The 22,191-nt window shown below is 34.8% G+C and carries 24 protein-coding genes, 1 pseudogene and 1 riboswitch; of the genes and pseudogenes, 5 read left to right on the forward strand and 20 right to left on the reverse strand.

Translation table 11 applies throughout. The features are described from left to right. Positions 1 to 45: 45 nt before the first annotated feature. Positions 46 to 213, reverse strand: a pseudogene (locus MKY13_RS10975) (GNAT family N-acetyltransferase); the annotation flags it as partial. Positions 214 to 617: 404 nt separating this feature from the next. Further along, complete coding sequence (locus tag MKY13_RS10980) at positions 618 to 1,508, reverse strand: DMT family transporter (protein WP_339212650.1); 891 nt, start codon at positions 1,506 to 1,508, stop codon at positions 618 to 620. A 150-nt stretch (positions 1,509 to 1,658) separates the two neighbouring features. On the opposite strand from MKY13_RS10980, the gene MKY13_RS10985 reads away from it, so the two are divergent. Next, positions 1,659 to 3,029 carry a PLP-dependent aminotransferase family protein gene (locus MKY13_RS10985; RefSeq protein ID WP_339212653.1) on the forward strand — a complete coding sequence of 457 codons (1,371 nt, stop codon included), beginning with the start codon at positions 1,659 to 1,661 and terminating at the stop codon, positions 3,027 to 3,029. Positions 3,030 to 3,134: 105 nt separating this feature from the next. Here the strand turns inward: MKY13_RS10985 and MKY13_RS10990 are convergent, their stop codons facing one another. Continuing rightward, the gene (locus MKY13_RS10990) at positions 3,135 to 3,539 is read right to left on the reverse strand and encodes an MFS transporter permease (protein ID WP_339212656.1); all 405 of its coding nucleotides are present in this window, start codon (positions 3,537 to 3,539) and stop codon (positions 3,135 to 3,137) included. A 120-nt stretch (positions 3,540 to 3,659) separates the two neighbouring features. After that, positions 3,660 to 4,286, reverse strand: a complete 627-nt coding sequence (locus MKY13_RS10995; RefSeq protein ID WP_339212658.1) for a hypothetical protein — start codon at positions 4,284 to 4,286, stop codon at positions 3,660 to 3,662. 185 nt (positions 4,287 to 4,471) lie between these two features. Between MKY13_RS10995 and MKY13_RS11000 the strand changes: the two genes are divergently transcribed. Further along, positions 4,472 to 4,849 (forward strand): DUF4440 domain-containing protein, encoded by a 378-nt coding sequence (locus MKY13_RS11000; RefSeq protein ID WP_339212661.1) that lies wholly within the window; start codon positions 4,472 to 4,474, stop codon positions 4,847 to 4,849. Between the two features lie 551 nt (positions 4,850 to 5,400). Here the strand turns inward: MKY13_RS11000 and MKY13_RS11005 are convergent. The 7 genes from MKY13_RS11005 to MKY13_RS11035 form a co-directional block, all read right to left on the reverse strand. Beyond that, entirely contained in the window at positions 5,401 to 5,646 is a 246-nt protein-coding gene (locus MKY13_RS11005; protein ID WP_339212664.1) for a hypothetical protein, read from the reverse strand. Positions 5,647 to 5,755: 109 nt separating this feature from the next. After that, positions 5,756 to 6,196, reverse strand: a complete 441-nt coding sequence (locus tag MKY13_RS11010; protein WP_339212667.1) for a hypothetical protein — start codon at positions 6,194 to 6,196, stop codon at positions 5,756 to 5,758. A 128-nt stretch (positions 6,197 to 6,324) separates the two neighbouring features. Next, positions 6,325 to 6,894: a GNAT family protein gene (locus MKY13_RS11015; RefSeq protein WP_339212670.1), complete on the reverse strand. Its 570-nt coding sequence runs from the start codon at positions 6,892 to 6,894 to the stop codon at positions 6,325 to 6,327. A 169-nt stretch (positions 6,895 to 7,063) separates the two neighbouring features. Next, positions 7,064 to 7,474, reverse strand: a complete 411-nt coding sequence (locus MKY13_RS11020; protein WP_191701895.1) for a GNAT family N-acetyltransferase — start codon at positions 7,472 to 7,474, stop codon at positions 7,064 to 7,066. A 137-nt stretch (positions 7,475 to 7,611) separates the two neighbouring features. Beyond that, positions 7,612 to 8,301 carry a DUF3600 domain-containing protein gene (locus MKY13_RS11025; protein ID WP_191701894.1) on the reverse strand — a complete coding sequence of 230 codons (690 nt, stop codon included), beginning with the start codon at positions 8,299 to 8,301 and terminating at the stop codon, positions 7,612 to 7,614. Continuing rightward, positions 8,291 to 8,818 carry a sigma-70 family RNA polymerase sigma factor gene (locus tag MKY13_RS11030; protein WP_191701893.1) on the reverse strand — a complete coding sequence of 176 codons (528 nt, stop codon included), beginning with the start codon at positions 8,816 to 8,818 and terminating at the stop codon, positions 8,291 to 8,293. The genes MKY13_RS11025 and MKY13_RS11030 overlap by 11 nt, the downstream gene beginning before the upstream one ends. 162 nt (positions 8,819 to 8,980) lie before the next feature. Then, positions 8,981 to 9,448, reverse strand: coding sequence for a DinB family protein (locus MKY13_RS11035; protein WP_339212675.1), 468 nt, complete (start codon positions 9,446 to 9,448; stop codon positions 8,981 to 8,983). A gap of 149 nt (positions 9,449 to 9,597) precedes the next feature. Here MKY13_RS11035 and MKY13_RS11040 point away from each other — a divergent pair, with 149 nt between their 5' ends. After that, positions 9,598 to 9,969: a VOC family protein gene (locus tag MKY13_RS11040; protein WP_339212677.1), complete on the forward strand. Its 372-nt coding sequence runs from the start codon at positions 9,598 to 9,600 to the stop codon at positions 9,967 to 9,969. A 481-nt stretch (positions 9,970 to 10,450) separates the two neighbouring features. Here MKY13_RS11040 and MKY13_RS11045 read toward each other — a convergent pair whose 3' ends face one another. The 5 genes from MKY13_RS11045 to MKY13_RS11065 form a co-directional block, all read right to left on the reverse strand. Next, a complete protein-coding gene (locus tag MKY13_RS11045; RefSeq protein ID WP_191701890.1) occupies positions 10,451 to 10,759 on the reverse strand; it encodes a hypothetical protein in 309 nt (102 codons plus the stop codon). Between the two features lie 172 nt (positions 10,760 to 10,931). After that, the gene (gene lepB / locus MKY13_RS11050; protein WP_339212679.1) at positions 10,932 to 11,498 is read right to left on the reverse strand and encodes a signal peptidase I; all 567 of its coding nucleotides are present in this window, start codon (positions 11,496 to 11,498) and stop codon (positions 10,932 to 10,934) included. A 5-nt stretch (positions 11,499 to 11,503) separates the two neighbouring features. Then, the gene (locus MKY13_RS11055) at positions 11,504 to 12,064 is read right to left on the reverse strand and encodes an ATP-binding protein (RefSeq protein ID WP_339212682.1); all 561 of its coding nucleotides are present in this window, start codon (positions 12,062 to 12,064) and stop codon (positions 11,504 to 11,506) included. A gap of 23 nt (positions 12,065 to 12,087) precedes the next feature. Next, a complete protein-coding gene (locus MKY13_RS11060) occupies positions 12,088 to 12,576 on the reverse strand; it encodes a YjdJ family protein (RefSeq protein WP_339212684.1) in 489 nt (162 codons plus the stop codon). 120 nt (positions 12,577 to 12,696) lie between these two features. Next, positions 12,697 to 13,566, reverse strand: a complete 870-nt coding sequence (locus MKY13_RS11065; RefSeq protein ID WP_339212685.1) for a hypothetical protein — start codon at positions 13,564 to 13,566, stop codon at positions 12,697 to 12,699. Between the two features lie 552 nt (positions 13,567 to 14,118). Between MKY13_RS11065 and MKY13_RS11070 the strand changes: the two genes are divergently transcribed. Both MKY13_RS11070 and MKY13_RS11075 read left to right on the forward strand, forming a co-directional pair. Next, a complete protein-coding gene (locus MKY13_RS11070; protein WP_339212637.1) occupies positions 14,119 to 15,396 on the forward strand; it encodes an IS110 family transposase in 1,278 nt (425 codons plus the stop codon). A gap of 410 nt (positions 15,397 to 15,806) precedes the next feature. After that, positions 15,807 to 15,959 carry a YrzI family small protein gene (locus MKY13_RS11075; RefSeq protein ID WP_191699899.1) on the forward strand — a complete coding sequence of 51 codons (153 nt, stop codon included), beginning with the start codon at positions 15,807 to 15,809 and terminating at the stop codon, positions 15,957 to 15,959. A gap of 235 nt (positions 15,960 to 16,194) precedes the next feature. On the opposite strand, the gene MKY13_RS11080 is transcribed toward MKY13_RS11075, so the two are convergent. The 4 genes from MKY13_RS11080 to MKY13_RS11095 form a co-directional block, all read right to left on the reverse strand. After that, a complete protein-coding gene (locus MKY13_RS11080) occupies positions 16,195 to 17,490 on the reverse strand; it encodes an NCS2 family permease (RefSeq protein ID WP_339212687.1) in 1,296 nt (431 codons plus the stop codon). 140 nt (positions 17,491 to 17,630) lie between these two features. Beyond that, positions 17,631 to 17,730, reverse strand: a riboswitch (purine riboswitch). 466 nt (positions 17,731 to 18,196) lie between these two features. Next, positions 18,197 to 18,931, reverse strand: a complete 735-nt coding sequence (locus MKY13_RS11085) for a GNAT family N-acetyltransferase (protein WP_339212690.1) — start codon at positions 18,929 to 18,931, stop codon at positions 18,197 to 18,199. 484 nt (positions 18,932 to 19,415) lie between these two features. Beyond that, complete coding sequence (locus MKY13_RS11090) at positions 19,416 to 20,309, reverse strand: SDR family oxidoreductase (protein ID WP_191700435.1); 894 nt, start codon at positions 20,307 to 20,309, stop codon at positions 19,416 to 19,418. Positions 20,310 to 20,508: 199 nt separating this feature from the next. Further along, positions 20,509 to 22,125, reverse strand: coding sequence for a thiamine pyrophosphate-binding protein (locus MKY13_RS11095; RefSeq protein ID WP_191699902.1), 1,617 nt, complete (start codon positions 22,123 to 22,125; stop codon positions 20,509 to 20,511). Positions 22,126 to 22,191: the final 66 nt, after the last annotated feature.

Here is a 22,191-nt window from a genome sequence, read left to right on the forward strand (position 1 = left end):
GCATATGATACCCAAAATTTATTGCTTTCGCTTCAAGCGCACGCATTAATGCCTGTGTCCAATTCCTTTACTACGAAATTCTTTCAGGATGGCAATTCCGATTTCGGGTGTTTCAGCATCACCACAGCCTTTTTGTGTTTCATCAAACAGTCGCAACAAAATGGCCCCAATCGCCTGTTGTTCATTTTCCGCAATCAAGCCAATATCACCGCCCTGTTTCCCCCAATCTTCTACATATTAAGATACAGACGGTTCGTTTAGTATTGTTCGAGGAAAAGGCTTCTCTCCTTCTGGTACAAACGCAGATTCATACAACATATCCCATAAGAAGGGTATATCGCGTTCTACAAGAGCTCTTATTTTAACATTCACTGTATGAACCTCCATTCGACGAAACTTTGTTATTTGAACTAGTCATCCATTCATTGCTGTATTGGCACTATTGTTTCAAGCTGCCCTTTGTTTGGAGTTCGTTTATTCCATACAAAACTAATTGATATGTAGTACTAAACATTCTCCACTTTTTTAGATAATTAGCCCGTAATTAAATTCAAAAATAAATAATGCCTCGATAATTCAATATCGAAGCATTTTATACCTTCAGATTGAGTGGATATCTATTCTAAATGAATCTCCTTCTTCATCACGGGTGCATTTTTCCCTACTATTACACTGCCCACAACGATTATTGCTAAACTAATTGTTAACCAGCTAATCGATTCTCCTAAAAATAATACAGAAAATCCAATCATTAAAAAAGGCTGTAAGTATTGGATCTGCCCTACTCTTGCAATACCTCCAACAGCCATTCCGCCGTACCACGCTACATAAGCTAAAAACTGACTGACAATCCCTAAATATAAGAGACTTATCCAAGCTTCTACAGGTGCCTGTAGCATACTGCCCGATATGCTGAGTCCCACAGGAATAATAAAAAATGGAGCGCCAATTAATATTGCCCAAGCAATTACTTGCCAACTACCAAGCTCTTTTGATAATTTCCCACCCTCTGCATAACTTAATCCAAGTACAATAACAGCTGCAATTAATGCTAGATCTCCTTTTTGCAATTGCCCAAATCCTACATAGATGGCATATATAATAACAGTTATCGCACCAATAATACTTGCAATCCAATATCGTTTCGACGGTCGCTCACCACCACGCCACATAGCAAAACCCGCTGTCGCAAGCGGCAATAAAGCTAATTCAATTGCACCATGTGAAACAGGTAGTGATTTCATAGCAAATGTCGTTAATAATGGGAAGGCAAGTACTGCTCCTATCGTGACTATCAACAAACTTTTGAATTGTGATTTATTTGGTAATGATTGCTTTTTCATCATAAATATAGCCCCTACGATAATTGCTGCAATAACCGTTCTCCCTAATCCAACAATCACCTCGCCAAAATAAGGAACAGCAATACTTGTTGCAGGTAATGTAAGACTGAAACATACGATTCCGATAAAACCTAATATCATTCCTCTTTTTATACTATTCGTCATGTAAATCCCCCTTCTCAGTCATAAAGAAATACCCCATAATCATAGTTAAAAGAACTAAGCTAATTAACAAGATTGTAATGAATATCAGCTCTTTATAAAACAGGAGAAATCCCCATCTGTCATGGGACAGATGGCGAAGGAGAGGATTGAGTGAAGACTAAGTATATGGGCATTTTAGAATGGGTGAAACGGCAAATTGAAGAGGAGAAATTGAAGACAGGCGATAAATTACCTTCGATTCGGCTGCTCGCTGAACAATTTCATTGCAGTAAAAATACCGTGGTTAAAGCGTTACTTGAATTAGAAAAACAGCATATTGTCTATGCGAAACCGAAAAGCGGCTATTACGTTGTGGATGATTATCAAACATCTAATCTCGATGCCATTGCTATTGATTTTTTATCCGCTGGTCCAGATAAAAGAATCATGCCGTATGAAGATTTTCAGCATTGCATCAACCAGGCAATTGATCATTATAAGGAACAATTATTTACCTATAGCGACCAACAGGGCCTTTTATCTTTACGAAAAGAGCTCACGAAATATTTACAGCAGCTACAAGTATTCACAATACCCGAACGCCTTGTCGTTACTTCCGGTTCTCAACAAGCACTTCATATACTTTCCACCTTGCCGTTTCCAAACGGAAAAAAGAATATATTAATTGAGCAGCCTACCTACTTTGGTATGATCAATGCGTTACAATTAAATCAAATTCCAACGTTGGGTATTGAATTAACAATGGAAGGGATTGATTTTCAAAAACTTGAGAATTTGTTTCAATCGTATGATATTAAATTCTTTTACATCATTCCAAGATGTCACAATCCATTAGGACATCACTATTCCAATGAGGAAAAGAAAAAAATTGTAGCTCTCGCAGAAAAATACGATGTGTACATAGTAGAGGATGATTACTTAGCTGAATTAGATACAGACTCAAAAGCTGATCCGTTGTTTGCATATGAACCAAACGGCAGAGTCATTTATGTAAAAAGCTTTTCGAAAGTATTTTTACCTGGACTACGAATTGCAACTGTTGTCCTCCCTGAAAAGATGATCCCTGATTTTGTCCATAATAAATTTAGCGCTGATTTCAATACTTCACCTCTTTCACAAGGTGCATTAGAAATCTACTTAAAAAATGGAATGTTTCAACATCATTTAGAAAATGCAAAATCATTATATAAAAAGAAAATGACTATTTTATTAGAAGCTTGTTCAAAGAATTTACCTGACTATGTTCAATATACAAGGCCTAAAAGTGGTTTTTATTTGACCCTCTTCTTGCCTTCCGATATGAATGTCGATAAATTAATTGACCTACTCCATGAAAAACAGATCTATATAGATAATGCTTCGAGAATGTACTTAACCAAAAACAGCCAGAAAACAATTCGATTAAGCATTTCTCAAGTAAACGAAAATAAAATCCATCTCGGCATTCAACATTTAACAGCAGCGATTATTGAACTGTATGAAAAAAGGAAATTTAATTCCCTTTCATTTAAATCTCATTAATTTAGATGACAACTTCATTACTGGAATAAACTCTAATTACGAATTTGCATCAAAAAAACCCTGAAAACTAGTATCCATCCATACTAATTTTCAGGGATCACGATATTATGCTGCATGTTCTTCCTGTAAATTTAAAACATGCACACGTTGATAAATGACACCGTATACAATCGTCATTAACACCACACTTGCCACCATCACTGTAATACTCGGAAAAATAAATGCTTTACTCATCGCAAATAATACATCTGTACGGAACCAGCTTTGGAATGGTATACCGACACTTAAAAGAGCGGCAAAGAATACCACTTTGACACCAATAAGCTTTCCTTTCATTTTACGAATCATTCCATTAATAAATAAACGTAATGCTGCTAATCCAGCCCCAACGAAAAAGAAAATTACTAAATAACCTTTCACCGCTTCATCTAAAATAAACGCTTTACTCATCATTACTATAATAATTGCAGTAGCAATAGACATCATCACTTTTGCTGTTTTACTCATCATTGTGTCCTCCTCAAAATTCAACATATTGTTGATTTCTATTTATAGTTTAAGTCGAATCAATAATGATAGCAACGAACAAAATTGAACATATTGTTGAGTTTTGAATAAAATTATCAAATGTCATTTATTAAAATTGGCTTTAAGTAAATAAACAACAGCATATTTTTCTATTTCATTAATATGACCATTAACATCCTGATAAAATTCAGCGGTAAGGGAATTCATTCTTCCATCATTTGAGTAACAAATACTGCCTAATACCACTTCGTCTGCTATAGATATATTATCCCCACGGAAATTCCCCCACACACTTGACATACCATCTAAATCTTTTGAATTTGCATCATAAGCACTGATTGAACTAACGCCTTCATTACCGCCAACTGCCATATTAAATGTCGGTTGCTTTGAGATGGAGTTTTTGGAAGTTGTGAATATAATTAATCCCTCCCCCTCTACTTGCGTCGAAAGTTCGCCAATTTTATCCTCAATCAGATTTCCTGACTCATATTTTTCTATCCATATTGTTACTTCTTTGTATTCTTTGTCTGTATTGAAATCATATACAAATGATTGATCAGCACTACTTGACAGAATTGCATTTTCTCTATCTGTTAATGCAGCGACAGAAATTGTATTCTTATTTGAAACAAATAAAAAATAATTTAGTATTAATAAAATTAGCGCTAATGAAGAAAAAACAAGACTAGCTATCTTGGTTTTACTCATATTCTTTTTACTACTCATATAGTCCACCTACTTTCAACGGTTTTAAATACCAAAATTCCCTTTATTTATTATACAGTATAATAGTTCATATAAAAGTGATTCCTCCAAGTGGTATATTATTTCCCCTCTGATTTAGAGGATTATATTTAAGTAATATAGAAATTAGTTAAGATGTAAGTAAATAAAATTAGGTGGTTATAATTATGGTAGAGAATTTAAAAGAACATTTACAACAATTAGAGGAAAGTCATACCGGTTTGGAAGTAAGAATGAGTAGAGAAAGGCTCGATGAAATATTAGCTGATGATTTTTTTGAAATTGGCAGCTCCGGGTTTATGCATGATAAGAAAGAATGTCTTGAAACAGGTGTTGTATTGGCAGAAATGAAGCTACATAATTATGAAATCTATCCGCTTGCTCACGACGTTGTCTTAGCTACATATTTTCTTGTAGATACTACAAGGGAAAGAAATACACTTCGTAGTTCCATATGGAAATTTATTGATGGGAAATGGCAACTTTATTTCCACCAAGGTACAATCACACCACTTCAATTAAATAGTTTTATTAAAGAATCTTAAAATAACTAGGTGAAATTTGAAAAGGCCTTTCCTTTTTTCTAGGAAAGCGCCTGTTTTTTGGTATGAAGTTATTTCTTTTTTGATTGAATGTATTTTTCCTACAATAATCCCGCGTTAAACACCGAAAGAATCATGATTAAGAAAAAGATTACCCGAATAGCTGGAACCCTCTTATCTTCTATAAACTCAATACTAGAAAAATTTATATACACAAAGCCAATAGCAACAAGTAGAGATATGATAAACTGCCATTTCAAAGACTTAATTATAAAACTTCCTCCTAAAAACTGATTTAACATAATATATTCAAGTCTATTTGAAAATATCTTGATTACGATTCAAATAAGAAGAAGATGCAGGCAATGAAAGAAAAGGTTCCTGTTCCCAACGCAATCGTTCCGCTGATAACATTATATTTATTTTTCTTTCCTAGCTTAAACATAAAAAGCAGTCCTGTGGTCGTTGAAATAAGAAAAAGTATAAAAAAACCCATTGGCACAATATACACTTCATTCCCCCACTCATTTTATTTTATATATCTATAGATAAATCTAACCAGCGATTCCTCTAGCTAGCACAATTAAATATACAAAAACCAAGACTCCTCCGTTTAATAAAACACCCAATATTCCTGACAACCACTTCTTTGATAGGACTGCAAATATAATACCGAATAGCGAAAGCGTCCCAAGTACGATAATAGCCATCAGCAAATTCGCGTTAGGGCCTCGTATAATTAAAAATGAAATGATACTTGCAATAACCATTACTAAAGAAAGAAATCCTAGCTTGTTCATTTCATCCTCCCATTTATATGTTTTCAAATATTTTTAGTAAGATTGTTAAAAGACACTGACCCTTAGGTGCGCTAGCATAATAAAAGGACTCTAAATCGAGGTCACATTATTATTTTAGTTCTGATAATTTTTCACCCGTAATTATTTCAAATAGTTCTGCTGACTTCCCCGTGTCTAATTGCATATATTTCATTTCAGCGTCTATAACGAGTGTCACTTTATCTTTGTTCCGACTTATCCAAAGTTCATATAATACCGCTTTTGCTTCAATTTCAGGATTTTTATATTGAAATATAAACCTGTAATCAGCAGGGCGAGTCATATTTACTGTTGTAATTTCCCAATCAATATCGTTTAAAATATCTTTCACTTTTTGAACTTGCTCATTATCAGTAATTTCTTTGAAGTCTTCATATTTATTTTCATCACCCATACGCTTTTGAACTTTTATATATTGTTCTTCATTTTCTATTACGTTTGAACAACCTACTAAAAAGATTGAAATTACTCCAATAAAAGCAATTAAGTATTTAAAATTTTTCAAGGACATCTCCCCTTAATAAATTAGACATATTAGAGATTGGAAAAGTTTCAATTCCCCCTTATATTTAACAACACAACAAACTTCTTGTATTTTATTCTGACCAATCTCCGTAGTTAATGACTTTAATTGACTGATCATCTTCCAGCAGTTGTATTTTTATTAATATAGTAAATTAGATTATCTGTCCATTCGCCAAACTCAAAAATGAACCCTTTTCTTATACATTCATATTGTAATCCAACACTCTCAGCTAATTTTATTGAAGCTGTATTATCGAGATTTATGTGAGCTTCTATACGATGATAATTAAGCTTGTCAAAAGCAAGGGAAATCGCTGCTTTTACAGCTTCCTTTCCATACCCCTGCTGCCAAAATTGGTTATGAATCGTATAACCAAACCTTGCCCATTGAAAATCCTCTCTCATAATTGTAGAAAAATCGATTGAACCAATATGAGTAGCATCTTCTTTAAGAAAAACTCCAAATACATAAACACTATCTTCTATAGCCTTTCTTTGATGATTATGTATCATATCTTCAAACCATTCTTTTGTACAAATACTCATATCAATTCTTCCTTCATCGTATTTATGCTGTGAAGGATGTCTATTTTCAAACGCTGATAACCACGCACTATAATCTTTACTTTCAAGCATTCTGATTACCAGTCTTTCTGTTTCTGTTTGATGAATTAAATTTTTCAAAAAAACCCCTCTTTCATATTGTGCAATACATTCTGGTTAATAAAAATCAATTCTAGTAAATTTTAACATAATTTTTCCAATTATTCTCACTTCTAAACAAAACCGAGCGCTGATTCTAATATAGAATCGCGCTCGGTTAATCAAATTATTTTTATATAAGGTATATAAATCAACCCAATTTAGCAAAAGAGACTAAGGTGCCTTGATCGCATGAAATAAATCCATTCTTCTCATAAAAGTGCCGAACGTCTGGTGCTTCTTCTGTTAACAAAACTTTTTGTCTGACATTTTTATATTTATTAAGAACATGTTGCATTAGTAATGTTGCGATACCCTGGTTTTGATATGCATTTAAAACGAGTATATCTTGAATATAGATAATCGTTAGCCCATCACCGACAACACGAACTAAGCCAAGCAGCGTTTCTTCCCGCCAAACTGAAATGAGATCTAGTGATTGTAAACAAGCTTGCTGTAATAAATTTAAATCATTGGTATATGCGTACCATTCGACATCTTCATATAAGGCCTTTAACTGGCTGATGGGAATATTTTTTTCGTCATTTATTTTAAATTCCATTTTTATCCTCCTAAAATATTATTTAGAAGAATTTTTTCGTAATTTATCCATAGGTATGACCACCTTTTCTTAAATTCTTAATATTATAATCTGAAAATAAATAATTATCAATATTTTAAACATTAAAGGTGATGTACTCAGTTAATTTTTCTTTGTTTTTCATTTACATATTCTAGAACATTTTGAGCATTCATGAACGCTTCACGTAAATCTATTGGGACCATCTCAATTTCTGGTGGTGAGGAGACGCCGGTTTTAGCCATAACCGTTTCATATGTTATTAAAGCCTGAATGTATTGTTCAAATTCTTCAGCTGTCAAAACCTCTTTACTAGATAGTTCATCGTTTAATTTATCAAAGTAAGGTTGGATGTCATAGAGGGCTGCTTTAATTTTCTCCAGATTTTCACTAGGGACTTGAGAATAATCGATATTTCCATTTTTATCGCCAAATTCAAGTTTTGCATTTGTAATTACATATAATACTTCTTTAAATTGTTCGTATTGCTCTTTTCCTAAATCACCTTTTGCTTGAGATAATTTGGCATCAAATAATAAATAACTTTTCATTGTAATATTTGCGATATGCTTTTTCACGTTATCAAATGAACCATATAAATCATCCGCAAGTAACGACTGATACGCAAATGCTCCTGTAGGCACCATTAAACAAGCTGCCATGACGGTAATAGCTATACGCTTTTTCACAAAACGTTTCACTGTTCCACCCATTTCCGATTTAGCTTCCTGGATACCTTTCTTACTTCTTTCATGAAGTTGAAATGGAATTTCAATTTTTTCTATATCTTGTTTAAAATTATTTTCCAAAGTTCTCTACCTCCTTTAAATTTTGACGAAGTTTATTTAAGGCACGGTATAATATGGACTTTGCGGTTCCAAGTGGTATTTCTAAAATCTCCGAAATTTCCTTTAATGTCCGGTCATTATAATACTTTAGTAAAATGACGCTTTTCTCATCTTCATGCAAAGTATCCATAAGTTCTCTTAAAGATAAAGAAGTTTCAATATCTTCAACTTCCGCCCCTGTATGTACTTCAAACTGAGGAATTAGTTGAACCACTTTTTTGTTTTTATCAATTACGTTCAGTGCACAATTAATTGTAATTTTCATAAGCCATGTCTTGAAATATTCAGGTTTATTTAAAGTGCTAATATTTTTGAATGACTGATAAGCTACTTCTTGAACGACGTCTAAAGCGTCATTTTTATTTTTCACATAGACATAGGCCATTCGATAAATATCAGCTTCATATTGTTGGAAAAGCTCTAAATACGCTTTGTCATTTCCTTTTTGAGCTTTTTTTACTAAGCGTCCAATATTCATCGCATTCCTCCTTTCATTTTTGTCTTACAATTATTAGACAAACAAGAAGAGCATTTGGCTTAAAAATTTATCAAATATTTTTTCAAATTCAAATTTCCCTCCATCATTCCATGAAGAAAGACGCTTTTCTTGTTACAGAAAAGCGTCCGTTTTGTTGATTTACTAAGAATTTCTCAAACTAGATTTCACCTGATTTATATGATGGTTATCATGTTCCATTAACCCTTTTAAATACTCATAAAGTGTTAAGTGGCTTTGATTAATCTGTAATTTAATTAACCAGTACTCGACAGGTATTTGACTTAACTGATGTAATAAGTCTTTCCGAATACGTATGCATTTTTCAAATGTTTTCTCAACAGCTTCGGTTCTGGCAAGTAATGAAGATTGCATGTTTAAATCATCGGAGCTTGGAGCTATTGGTAAACTTTCGCCGGTTAACATATATGGAAGCCTCTGTTGTAAAACTAATTCATCCCAAGGGTAAAAATGACCAACTATTTCAATGATGGACCATTTTCTTTCTCCAATTGGTTTTCTTAGTAGACGTTCATCAAACGTTTTCATGCTTTTCAAAAAGAGAATAAAGTTTTGATGATGCTCTATTATTTCTAATTTTTCTCTGAGCAATTTTCCCACCTCGATTTTGATATCCTATCGCGCATTATATTTACCCAAATTTTAACATATCCTTACTACTTTTTGATGTATTTTAGTAGGAAAATAGAATATAGAAGTCGAACTATTTAAATATCGGATTAAATAAAGGAGAGAAGACTTTGAGTGAATCATTTATTGAACAAGTACATTATGTTCGAATTCCTGTTAAAGATTTAGAGCTTTCTGCTCAATGGTATCGAGATATTTTGGGACTTCAGTTGCTAAACAATACTGAGGAAGTTGCCATTTTAAAAGTTGGTGAAGGACCATTCTTACTTATTCTAGTCCCTACCGACGATGAAACCTTTGCGCATTTTACTATTAATAATAAACAAGAATTTAGTGTTGGCTTTACAAGTCGGGAATTATCTAAGTTTCATCAACACTTAATTGATCATCAAGTCAAGGTCGAGGATATAAAAGAAGATAATGGTCATTTCTTTTTCCACTTTTATGACCCAAATGGTAATAAACTTCAAGTACACTGGTAAAATGGCTATAAACCTTAATGGGGATGACAAAATTAGAAACCCTCAAGTTCCACCCCACAATTGAAAATATTATTTAACAAAGCCTAAAATATAAATAACAATTCGAACAAAAGAATAAATTATTCCTATCAAAATTAACAGCCATAAAACAATCGGAAAGAAAAGTAATAATGAATTCATATAAAACCTCCACGATGATTCATTTTAGTCACCTTTTTGTTGATTGATGTTCGTTATTTTATTACTGGTAAATCCACTTCGTTTACCCAATCATGTATGATTCTTTATTGATGTGAGTTCAAAGGTGGTAGGTTATTACGTGAAAAGAATCGATGTTCTTGACTTTCTTCATTACTATGAATACTACATAACAAAAAGACTAACTTCTCAAGACTTTGTTGAGAAGTTAGTCTTTTTAAAGCGTGCTACAAGTGCACCCGTTAATTTCAAATAACCATTTTTCGCTATACTAAATCCTTATTCATATAATTCTTTTTATTATTCGAACGATATATTTTGCAGCAAAGTATGAAAAAGGAATACCTAGTAACATTGTAATATTGAACGTAAAATAACTGAACCAAAATAAATTTGACAAGTATGCACAAAATTTAAAGTATGGGATAAAAACGATTACCATTAATGATATAAACCCCGCTTGTCTCACCATTAATCTATTTTCCTTAATACTCAGTTCTTCCTTCCGTTTTTCATCCATACATAATTCCACATTTGTATTCCCTACTTCATCTGATTCTATTTCCTTTATCTTTTCACGTAGTCTCTCCATTTCCGTACCCCCAAAAACTACTTTTCAATATTTTAACATAAATATCCAGTTCCAACTATAAATCATGTGTTGAATAGGGAGAAGTTAAGAAGCGCATCCACTCCAATTTAAAAACGCAAAAAAACCGTGTCAAAAAATCTGGCATTACCAGATTTAACACAGTTTTTCTGTTTTATTTTATTAACTTTAATTTATCTAATGGAAAGAAAACAATATTTGTTGTACCTATTATTTTATCCTTTGAAACAAATCCAACGTTTGGGTCTCTACTATCTATACTTTTCCGGCGATTATCTCCTAGCACAAAATAGTATCCATCTGGTACAACTGACTCACCTAAGTACTCTTCTAACGTAAAATCTTCAGTGAGTGTACCATTGTCGTTCAGTACCTTTTTATATTCCTTTAAATAAGGTTCTTCATATTTCTTACCGTTAATAAAAAGTTCATCGTTTTTATAGGCGATGTGGTCACCAGGAATACCAATAATACGCTTGATATAATTTGTATCTTCCTTTGCTTCAAATACAATCACATCAAATCGGTTATACTCTGTTAATTTTGGCCCAATCTTATTTACGATTACTTTGTCCCCGTCTTCAACTGTTGGCATCATAGAAGCACCATCCACCACAATAGGTGTTAATATGAACATCCGAATTCCTACGGCAAATAAAAGTGCGACCCCAATCACTTTTACCCATTCCAAAAACTCATTTTTTTCTTTGACTGCTTTCAAAGTCATCACATCCTTTCAGCAATTTGTATAATCTTTTGAATAACTACATTAACTTCATCATTGTCTTTAATGACAAATAAATAATCTGCTTCATCTTCTGATGGATTAACTATAGCTTCCTTTTCGGCCTGTTGTCTAGCAAGTACTTCTTCAAAATTTGAATATGCTCCCCTAAATATATTCGTACTTCTGTGACTTTGAATAACTCGAGCTTTAAGAACATCATCTGGAATATCAAAGTAAACTAAGATACGGACAAAATCTTCGGCTTTAAATAATTCTTCAAGCAAATACACCCGTCCTTTTCGACTTCGATTTGAATTGCAAATAATAAAGTGAAAATCCGTGTGTTCTTTTGCATAATCGACGATCAGCTTTGAGATGGCGTGCTTTAGTATATTAGGGCCTTGTGTCGGTAGTAAATTCTTATAGTATGTATTAATAAATTTAGCATGGTTATCTTGATCCATCACAAAAGAGTTACTTAACTGTTTTTCCAAAGCATGAGCAAATGTCGTTTTTCCAGAATGGGTTTTACCTACTGTAATAATCGCTAACTTTTTCATAAACCCGTCTCCTTCTAGCAAAACTAACTAATTAAGTTAGGACCAGACCCTTTATGTTCGAACTTTCTTAACCATATTAAAACTGCACCTGCTATAAATAAAAGTCCGCTTATTGAAGTAATCCAGAAGAAAACACTACCTCCAGTAGTTGATGAATTAAAAGTCAAACTACTAAATAATATCATTATAAAACCTATAAATCCCCAAAAACCAATTGCCCATTTAGATTTACTTTTGATGAGATAATAGCCAGTTACACTTAGAATATAAAGTATACTCACTATCATTAAAGTGGGAAATAAAGGTTGAAATTTTACTGCATAAACAAAATAATCAAGTTGGCTAATATCCTGCCCAGTCGTTATCTCTATATTAAACAATTTGGTAAACGGTGTGGAATACTTCCATTCGATTGAATTATTTATAAGTGCACTTCCTTCATACCATGCAATAAAAGTTGCTACCATAAAAGTCAAAATTCCTATTATAATTTGCAGCACATACTTAAACAACTACACTCCCCCTCTATGATTATTTAACAAATCACTGGTAATTTTGACGGAAATAAATAACAAAGGTTCCAGAGATTTTGTCGCTTCAAAATTGAGGAAGTAAATAGTTAATTGTTACACTCAATAATTTGGTAAATAGTTTTTATATTGATCCCATGCTTCCAAATATTCCGGCAAATCCTGTGGGTGCGCTTTAATACATATCCCTATACGTGTATATAATTGAAAAATCACCTCATCTAAAAGTCTTTCTTCAGTATAGCTAAGATCAATGTTCCACGTCTCAAACAATGTAAGCAACGTCTTCAAATCTAGATTGTCTGGTGATGAACAAAATGCATATGTAAAATCATAAATTTTCGGCCCAATTATTGGTGAAGGATCAATCACACCTTTTAATTGGTTATTTAAATAAACAAAATTATGTACCCCAGTATCTCCATGTAAATAATATTTTTCTTCCAAATGGCTATATCCCTTTAACTTATTTACTAAAAGTTCTACCCTTTTATGATCCTCTAATGAAAGAACATTCCCTATATTTTGCTGCGCATATTCCAGACTACTTTGATTAAAATCAGACCAACTGCTTTTAGAAGTACCGTCTATTCTTCCCCAAGGGGTATCTTCATTAACCTTCATATATTTATCAAATAGTTGCTTTATTAAAATTGTCATCCAGTCTATTTTAGAGCCTCTATTAAAATGTGTTTCTCCTGCAATATAGTCATACACAATATATTGTTCTTCTGGATCTGTGTAAATAACATTAGGAAGTAGGGTCGTATCACTATAAGCAGTAAGAAATTGTTCCGTAGGCTTTATAATATTTGCTGTATCCATTTTCACCACATATGTTGGCTTTTTATTGACAAGTAGTAAATATAAAACGCCATTTGTAGTGCCGCTATTAAGCTTTTCTGCCTTTAAATCTTTACTAATTGAAGAATTACTTTTCATTACATTTATAATTTCATTTATTTTTTCCACATTTGAGCCCTCTTTTGCTAATTAATATCATGCTTGATAGTTATATTCTTCCCTAAATGTTGAAACCCTTTTATTTAATCAGGTCTCTCCAGAGGAATTAGCAAATTACCCCTTCATTGTTTTACACTAATTAGAAAATTTTCAAAATAATGTTTACAAATAAAATCGAAATGTGTATACTTATGCAGTAATCAAAATTTCTTAAGGAGGTCGAATAAAATGATCGTTATCAATAAATTAATGTCATTAGTTGTTTCAATTTCAGCAAAAATGAAAACCACACATTCGACCAAATTGGAATGGATTGCTTAAAGTATTTTTATAATTAAGTATACCCATACCGTAGGGAGAAGTGTGCCCCTACGGTATTTTTGTGTCTTTTTTTACCGTAGGGGGATTCTCTCTACGGTTTTTTTCTTTTTTGGGGATAATTTTAAGGAGCATTCCTGTTAGAAAGATTTTCGGGGACTTGAAAATAAAAAAGCCCTCTTGTATGATGCTTGAGTGTCAACGGTCATTGACTCATACATCTACAGAGAGGACTCCATTCCAATGAATTTTAATACGAATGAGAAAATTAATCAAGTTTCTGAAAATACTCTAGTTATCGGCATCGACATTGCTAAACATAAACATTATGCATGTGCAATTGATGATCGAGGTCGAGTGCTCCAAAAATCATTTCCAATCGCGCAATCACGTATTGGTTTTGAAAACCTTTATGAACGCCTAATGGCGCTTAAAGCAACTTATGATAAACATGAAATTCTCGTTGGGTTCGAGCCAACGGGTCACTACTGGATGAACTTAGCTGCTTTTTTAACGAACTATGGGATTCCATTTGTGATGGTCAATCCAATGCACGTCAATCGTTCGAAGGAATTAGATGACAATCTGCAAACGAAGAATGATCAAAAGGATGCGCTAATCATTGCTCGCCTTATGAGAGACGGTCGTTTCAGCTATCCCCGACATCTTGAAGGAATCGAGTCTGAGTTACGAAATGGAACGACTTTACGTTCAAAGGTTCAAGAAGATTTAAATGCCCTACAAAATCGCATTATCCGTTGGCTGGATCGCTTTTTCCCTGAATTCACACAAGTGTTTAAAAGCTTTGGGAAAATGGCGTATGCGGTCCTTGAAATGACACCGTTGCCAACAGATATTGTAGGCAAATCACCAGAAGAATTACTATTTTTATATCGGCAGGTAGAGGGTATGAAATGCCCGCAGTTACCAAAGGCAAAGCAATTAGTCGAGGTTGCAGAAAGCTCAATCGGACTGACAGAAGGTTTAGTGATGGCCAAATTCGAAATTGCCACGCTTCTTTCACAGCACAAATTGATGCAGGTTCAGCTTGATGAATTAACAGCTCAGCTCGTAGAGTTAGCCAAACAAATGACGGATTATGAATATTTAGCATCGGTACCTGGAATCGGTGATGTTACAATTGTCGATTTATTATCAGAGGTAGGTTCCTTAACGCAATATGCACATCCACGCCAATTAATTAAACTAGCGGGACTCACATTGCGTGAAAACTCTTCTGGTCAGCAAAAGGGAAAAAAAAGGATTTCCAAACGAGGGAGAAGAAAACTTCGCGCCCTCCTCTTTCGAGTAATGATGCCTTTAATCTTGCATAATCCAGCGTTCAAACAACTACATGAATATTACACTACACGCACCATCAATCCGCTTCGAAAGAAGCAGTCCATCGTCGTGTTATGTGGGAAGTTACTGAAGATTTTACATGCCCTATGCAAAAAGAAAACAATGTTTAACGAACATCAAATGATGACCGATTTCGCTAGTCTCCAAACGGCTGCTTAATATCACTAGTAGAAGTCAAAAACAAGAGGATGACACAGAGAAGCCGGCATTATTTTCACCATCCGACCGTTGAATGAATTCAAATGAGTCCCTAAAGGAGCATCGCCAGCCTCTGCCTTATGAATAGACCGAACGAAGGAATGTACGCGCAATTAGACGCCTAGAGACATGGGAGGGTCCGTCATCATAAGCAACGCAGAGATCCAAATGTGCATCAATATACGGCACTAGATCAGGATAGCTATTACCAATTAATGGATCATCCTTTAGCGAAGCGTTCGGACGCATTGTAAAAAAAATCAAGAATTACAAAATAACGATAGATGTATGTGTCATAAAAAAATTTTTTGACACTCAGAAATGGCGCTAGCCATTGATATATCAACATTTATAGAGGGAGGTGATAATCTATGATATTAAACATTTTTTCTGTAACGATAGCTATTACAAAACGTGAGCCTACGATCTCACTTGAGAAAGCACATCATGATAAACATGCGAAAAAAGTCTTTGAAGAGACTCGAAGAAAATTAGAAAATTATGCACGTCATCGTCAATATTAATTTTGTTCATTCAAAAATATGAAAGGTGGGAATTGAAATGATTTATATGATTAAAAGAAGTTATGCAGTTTTATGGGTGGAGAAAGACTCCACATAGCTAACTGATCTGGTAGTATCCGTTAAGCTAAAAAAAGGATAGATGTAAGCAGGAATTTATTCCTGTTCATCTACCCTTTCTTTTTCTTCTATATTTGTAACGAAACCTTAAATTATTTAGCGCTTTTTATTCTCTTTCCTAAACGATAAACGCAAAGTATGAAATGAATAATAAACAAAGCACGTACATTATTGGATGGACTTCTTTAGATCGCTTTTGTGCGATTAAACAAATTGGATATAGAACAAAACCTAATCCGATTCCGATAACAACACTAGAAGTTAACGGCATCATAATAATTGTTAAAAATGAAGGAATCACGATTTCTAACTTCGTCCAGTTAATTCTACGGATTTCCATAGCCATTAGTGCACCTACAATAATTAATGCAGCTGAAGTTACTTCCGCTGAAATAACACTAACAAGTGGCGAGAAAAATAAAGTCACAACAAAACAAGCAGCAATGACTACAGATGTAAAGCCGGTTTTCCCTCCAACTGCAATACCTGCAGAAGATTCAACGCTTGTTGCTGGTGTTGATGTACCTAAAATAGCGCCAATTACCCCCGCTGCAGAATCGGCAAGTAAACCTTTACCGATATTCGGAATTTTATTGTCCTTCATCATGCCTGCTTGACTCGTTAATCCAATTAATGCACCCGCTGTATCAAAGAAGGCTACAATTAAGAACGTGAAAATAACTGTAAGTATTTCTGGTGTGAAAATCTCATCTAAATGACTAAACACAACAGCAAATGTCGGTTCAAGGCTTGGGATACTACCAACAATTGAAGATGGCACTTCGATTTTACCGAACAGCATACCTACAATTGTAGTAATGACCATAGCGTAGAAAATACCGCCGTTAATGCCTTTTACTAACATAATGATCGTAAGGAAAATACCTAGAATGGCTAATAACGTCATCGGCGAAGTTAAATCACCAATCTTAACAAATGTATCTGGATCTGCTTGTATAATGCCACCATTTTTCAATCCAACAAATGTAATGAAAAATCCAATACCAGCAGCGATTGCGAACTTTAAATCACTTGGAATAATGTTAATAATTTTTTCGCGAATTTTAAATAAACTTAAAATCAAGAAGATGATGCCGGCAACAAAAACACCTGTTAATGTAACTTGCCAATCAATGCCCATCCCGATACAAACTGTAAATGTAAAGAATGAGTTTAATCCCATACTCGGTGCAATAGCGATCGGGAAGTTCGCAAGTAAGCCTATAAGTAGTGTTCCGATAATTGCAGTAAGCGCTGTTGCAGTAAATACAGCACCACTATCCATTCCGGATTGACTTAGAATAATGGGATTTACCACTAATATATAAGCTATCGATAGGAAAGTTGTTATTCCTGCGAGTGATTCCTGCTTATAGGAAGTATTCCGTTCTGCAAATTTAAAAAAGTTTCTCATGTTGTATTCTCCTATTTGCCAAAGTTAAGAATGAACGAAAATCATTCTGATGTTAGTATTCAGCTATTGCATTTTTCTATCAAAAAAAACTTTGACCACAATTGGCCAAAGTTTTTCTACAATAAAGCGGAATAAAAAATCAATAATTTCCCATTCCTTGTAGTCAGCTAATATCGGTAGCTGGTAGAAACTTTCAAGCCGTCTTCTTGAATTTATACAAGGTAAATCTATTCTTTTTTAAAAACAATAGGAGAATAATATCAAGTATAATTTAAAAGGTCAATAGTATAAATTGGAACAACTTTCACAAAAAATATATTCAAAAAAGAGTGAATAGTCTAGTAATAATCGATTAAAAAAATTAAAGTAGAATAACTATGCATAAAAGCTGGAACAGCATATTATCCTGCTACTTCTTGAATGCTTTATCTATTATAGTTATTTGTACAGTATTTACAAAATATTAAAACGAATTAACTTCTTCCGAAATATAATCCATAGTTAAGCAACTAGCTAATAATAAAATAAGCGGAGTTTTTCCTGTTATCTGCAGAGTTGTGCTTGTTTTCATTAAAATAAAAGGAGTATTTCCGGTTATCTACGTTAAAACCTAAAAGTTTTTTAGTTTTTTAATCAATAGGCGGAATATCTCCGTTTATTTTGGTGATTTTTTACTTTATTTTCAATATAAGCGGAATTTGACCGTCTATTTTGGCTGGTAATCTATGCTCTCTTTAACTATCTTATAAATCCCTTTCCGATCACGGAGTTCGCATCCATTTCCCTCAAAGATTTTAATCATATTAGAATTATGTACGTCGGTGCTGCCGACATAATAGCTTGCATGGAAATTCTTGAGTAATGCGAGACTAATTTTATGAATATTTTTTCCCAAGCCTTGCCCTCTAAAATTCGGGACTACACCAAAATAAATTAATCTTCCTTCGTCATCTGTCCCCATTTCAATATGAGGAATACTTATCCCTATTAAAGTTTCATTCTTAGTGAAATAATAGCAATACTTACGCCAGTCAGATCCCAACTCATTTTTAATAGATTGCATAACTTGATCAATGGGCTGCTTTATATTTTTATTGGCAGAACCCATTCGACATAGATCATACAATTCCGCATATTCTCGTTCATCTAGCATTCCTTCAAAAAGTGAATGCCAAACAATTTGATCATCTATTTGGGGTAAATCCTCAAGTTTCCTTGTGTATTCGACAATACTGGAAATCTTGCTGAATCTTTTTTTAAGCAGCCAGTTTTCAAAATGTTCATCTATAAGTAAAGATAAATAGACAATTTCCAGATGGTCCCATTCCTCCAGAATTTGTGTGAATTGCAGTCTGTATTCTTCTTTTGAAATATCTTCTTTATTGATTTGATCAACAAGCCAATATTCCGGGTTGTTTTTAATGATATTGAATAAGTTCAAGTTGTTGCTCCCCCTAATACACCGCTCGATTTTGTTTGTCTTTTATGTACTCAGCCTTCTTTTCAAGCTTAACAATCGTATGTAAATCAATATCAGGTAATTTTCAAAGGTTCGTCTCGCTAATGAACCTGCTAGGTAAATAGCTAAAACGTTTGACCTGATGTTAAGTCTTTTATAGCATTTTCCAATAAAATATCACGATATTTTGGTAATAATGTATCTCTTTCTAGATGTCTGTTTTCAAGTTCCATACACATCAACTAGCTCCTTTTCAACTTTTGTAGATTCTTTATAAGATGGGCTAATTCCTTAACGCCTACCACACCTCTTTCATGAGAAGCCTAAGAACTTCATTAATATAATAAATTCCACAAAAAAGGCATTAATCCTTGTTGGATTAATACCCTTATGTTGAAGCAGAAAAAAGTAGCACTATTTTCTCTACTATTTATTACGATTTTCGTACTGTTTCTTACAATTAAGATTACAAGTCTATTGACTCGCCACCTGTTACTCCATAAATTTGACCAGTAATATAACTTGCTTCATCAGAAGCTAAAAGAACATATACCGGTGCAAGTTCTACCGGCTGTCCAGCACGACCAAGTGGAGAGTTTTGGCCAAACTCAGGGATACTACCTTCCAATTGTCCGTTATCCAACTGAAGCGGTGTCCAAATTGGTCCTGGTGCTACCCCATTAACACGTACTCCTTTAGAAGCAAAGTATGAGGAGAGCGTTACCGTAAAGTTACTGATTGCACCTTTTGTAGAAGCATAATCTAGTAGTTGTGTGGACGGATTGAATGATTGAACCGATGTCGTTGTAATAATGGCACTACCTGGTTCTAGATACTCTTCAGCTGCTTTAACCGTCTCAAACATACTGATAATGTTTACTTTGAAAGTGTCCTCCACTTGTTTGATTGTTATTTCACTTAAGGAAGGTTGTGCAATTTGCTGCGCCGCATTTAATACGAGCGTATCCAAGCCGCCAAAAGCTTCGACTGTTTTTGTTACAATTTCAGTCGCGGCGCCCTCTTCTCGCAGATCATACGGTAGCAGTAATGCTTTTTTGCCTTCTTTTTCAATTAATTCTTTTACTTCATTAGCATCCTTCTCTTCACCAGGGAAGAACTGGATCGCTACATTTGCCCCTTCACGTGCATAGGCAATAGCAGCGGCACGGCCAATTCCGGAATCACCACCTGTAATCAAGGCGTTGCGCCCTTCTAGGCGATTGTGCCCTTTGTAAGATTGTTCTCCGCAATCAGGTTTTGGGCTCATATCTTTTTGGAGCGCTGGAGTGTTCTGTTCTTGATCCGGGAAGTTTCCTGTATGATATTTCTTACGTGGATCTGTTAGATGTGTGTTTCCCATCAAAAATCATCTCCTAATCTAGTATTGATAGTAAGGAAAAATCTGAAAATCTATTCCTTTACTAATTTGTGTTACATTCCTTTGAATACCCTGTGTTCATTCACTTTAAACAGCTAAAAGTTATTATACGCAGTGTATTGAAATAGATAATATTTCTTATAAGTGAAGTGGTGACCGTTCATTCGATCACCACCTCTTGTTAGTTCGTTTCCGGGAAGAATACTTGGGCTGTACGAACATCTACCAACGTAGGCGCATTTGTATTAAGTGCCTCTTCCATTACCGATTCCAGCTCTGAATCTGAAGCGGGGCGTAGTCCTTTCCAACCGCAAGCTTCTGCCAACTTCACAAAATCTGGGTTGGTTAAATCAACTCCTACTTCTTCCTTCTCAGCTACTTTTAATTTGTCTCTTTCCATTTGCAGACTCTCATTATTTAACACAACGACCGTAATATTGAGTCCATATCGAGTAGCTGTCAATAAATCTGCAAGTACCATTTGGAGTCCGCCGTCCCCGACAATTGCCACTACTTGTTTATCTGGTTGGATAAGCTTGGCCGCCATCGCTGCTGGAAGTCCAAATCCTAATGTCCGCCAGTAGCCAGAGAATAAAACAGATTGCCCCTTTTGTCGGAAGTTCCGATTCGTCCACACTGTATTATCTCCTGTATCCAGTGCAAGAATGGCATCCGGTGCCACGGTTCTGTCCAAGGCATGCATAATTCGTGAAGGATGGACAGGATAACCTGTAGTACTGCCTTCCTTCTTATTTTGCTCCGCCCATTTTTCTTTAACTTTCTGACAACGAGTAACCCAATCTTCTGAGCGGGAAAATCCTTGCATGCTCTCCAATATGAATGGCACAACTTCTTCTGTTTTTCCCATGATGCCAAGCTCAGTTGGAATTTCTTTTACAAACTTATCGAATTGGCGGTCAATCTGTATAATTCTTGCATTAGTCGGCACATACCCTTCTGGCCACCAAGTTGTGCCCGCAAGAAGTACCACATCTGCCTCTTTAAATAAATCAGCAGCATAAGGATTACCGCCTTCGCCTATTCCTTGAAGAACGAGCTCTGAAGATTCATTAAATAAGCCTTTGCCACCTAAGCTTGTTAGGATTCCAGCCCCCCACAGATTTGCTAGTGTTTCCAACTCCTCTGATACGGATGTAGCACCTAAGCCTGCCAAAATCATTGGCTGCTTGGCTGTTTTCATAATTCCGATTGCATGTTCTAAGCTTTCTTTCGTAAAATTGGAAGCCCCTTCTATTACATTAGGCAATGGACGCGGCTCCCCTTTAGCCGGCATCATGAAAATGTCCTTCGGTATAGATAGATGTGTGACTACCCGCTGTCCGAGTGATGTTCTTGCCGCTTTTTGCAGAACCTCAATTGTCGCATCTGGATTAGCCAGATTAGCAGAGTAAGCAGCAAAGGGCTTCATTAGCTCCTGCTGGTCCACATATTGTGGATATTCCGTCCCAATTTTATCGCTTTGGGCCTGTCCCGTAATAGCTAACACCGGTGCTCTATCTGCATGTGCATCGCCAAGTCCATTTAAAAGGTTAGCTGCACCAGGTCCCATCGTCGCGGTGCATACCCCAAGCCCGCCTGTCAGTTTTGCTTCTGCAGACGCCATAAAAGCAGCTGTCGACTCATGCTTAACTGCAATGTATTGTATTTTATCCTGCTTAGCCAGTGCATCTATGAGTCCGAAAGTGGTATCTCCCACTACCCCGTATATCCGTTTAACGCCAAACATAGATAGTTGGTCCAGCATCAATTCACCAACTGTTCTCTCTTTATTACCCATAAAATATGAACCTCCTTGATAGATTTTCAAACTTGCAAGTTAGAAAGCCTATTTATATTTTTCGGT

It is taken from the genome of Solibacillus sp. FSL W8-0372, from assembly GCF_037969735.1.
Taxonomy (GTDB): Bacteria; Bacillota; Bacilli; order Bacillales_A; family Planococcaceae; genus Solibacillus; species Solibacillus faecavium.

Excerpts from the sequence above, each read along its gene's own strand:
- MKY13_RS11075 (WP_191699899.1), top strand. The coding sequence starts at position 15,807 with ATGATATTAAACATTTTTTCTGTAACGATAGCTATTACAAAACGTGAG.
- MKY13_RS11045 (WP_191701890.1), bottom strand. The coding sequence starts at position 10,759 with ATGGAGAGACTACGTGAAAAGATAAAGGAAATAGAATCAGATGAAGTA.
- MKY13_RS11070 (WP_339212637.1), top strand. The coding sequence starts at position 14,119 with ATGAATTTTAATACGAATGAGAAAATTAATCAAGTTTCTGAAAATACT.
- MKY13_RS10990 (WP_339212656.1), bottom strand. The coding sequence starts at position 3,539 with ATGATGAGTAAAACAGCAAAAGTGATGATGTCTATTGCTACTGCAATT.
- MKY13_RS11010 (WP_339212667.1), bottom strand. The coding sequence starts at position 6,196 with ATGTCCTTGAAAAATTTTAAATACTTAATTGCTTTTATTGGAGTAATT.
- MKY13_RS11095 (WP_191699902.1), bottom strand. The coding sequence starts at position 22,125 with ATGGGTAATAAAGAGAGAACAGTTGGTGAATTGATGCTGGACCAACTA.
- MKY13_RS11000 (WP_339212661.1), top strand. The coding sequence starts at position 4,472 with ATGGTAGAGAATTTAAAAGAACATTTACAACAATTAGAGGAAAGTCAT.
- MKY13_RS11055 (WP_339212682.1), bottom strand. The coding sequence starts at position 12,064 with ATGAAAAAGTTAGCGATTATTACAGTAGGTAAAACCCATTCTGGAAAA.
- MKY13_RS11005 (WP_339212664.1), bottom strand. The coding sequence starts at position 5,646 with ATGAACAAGCTAGGATTTCTTTCTTTAGTAATGGTTATTGCAAGTATC.
- MKY13_RS11090 (WP_191700435.1), bottom strand. The coding sequence starts at position 20,309 with ATGGGAAACACACATCTAACAGATCCACGTAAGAAATATCATACAGGA.
- MKY13_RS11020 (WP_191701895.1), bottom strand. The coding sequence starts at position 7,474 with ATGGAATTTAAAATAAATGACGAAAAAAATATTCCCATCAGCCAGTTA.
- MKY13_RS10980 (WP_339212650.1), bottom strand. The coding sequence starts at position 1,508 with ATGACGAATAGTATAAAAAGAGGAATGATATTAGGTTTTATCGGAATC.
- MKY13_RS11080 (WP_339212687.1), bottom strand. The coding sequence starts at position 17,490 with ATGAGAAACTTTTTTAAATTTGCAGAACGGAATACTTCCTATAAGCAG.
- MKY13_RS11030 (WP_191701893.1), bottom strand. The coding sequence starts at position 8,818 with ATGAATATTGGACGCTTAGTAAAAAAAGCTCAAAAAGGAAATGACAAA.
- MKY13_RS10995 (WP_339212658.1), bottom strand. The coding sequence starts at position 4,286 with ATGAGTAGTAAAAAGAATATGAGTAAAACCAAGATAGCTAGTCTTGTT.